1 protein-coding gene is annotated in these 605 nt (G+C 60.7%); it reads right to left on the reverse strand.

Annotation, left to right across the window (positions count from 1 at the left end; genetic code table 11):
* The coding region (locus V6X30_RS09770; RefSeq protein ID WP_367984568.1) for a calcium-binding protein at positions 1-605 on the reverse strand (605 nt) is incomplete at both ends.

A 605-nucleotide genomic window follows, 5' to 3' on the forward strand; every position in this document is an offset into this window, starting at 1 on the left:
GTGAAGTCAACGCTACCGTTACCGGCGTTGGTGAGCGTGGCCGTACCATTGGTGTTCGTCACCGTCTCGCCCGCGGCGACATCGCCGGTGGCGAATACGAAACGGTCATCTCCATCACCACCCGTCAACTCGTCAGCGCCCGCACCACCAGTGATGGTGTCGTTGCCGTTGCCACCTGTGAGGGTGTCATTCGCATCGGAACCGACAAACGTTGATGCCGGAGCATTCCCACTCGCATCCACGGTATAGCCGTCATCGGCCGCCGTGCCGACTGTGGCAGCATCAAGGTTCACGTCCACATCATTCTCAACGGTCAGGTTTGCTGTGCCGTTGTCGTTCGCCGTAGCACTCGTTGCGGTGAAGTCACCGTCGACAGTCACCTCAGCCGTTGCACTATCGGAGACAACCAGGACGTCGGAACCAGACAGATCGGTCACCTCGTCCGTGCCTGCATCAACGTTGAAGGTGTCATTGCCAGCACCACCAGTCAGCGAGTCAGCACCAGCACCACCCGTGAGGGTGTCGGCACCCGCGGCGCCGGCTATGGTGTCGTCGCCGTCACCACCGATGAGCTCGTCATCGCCACTGTTGCCAGTGATCGAATC

Source organism: Spiribacter sp. 1M189 (assembly GCF_040838345.1).
Taxonomy (GTDB): Bacteria; Pseudomonadota; Gammaproteobacteria; order Nitrococcales; family Nitrococcaceae; genus Spiribacter; species Spiribacter insolitus.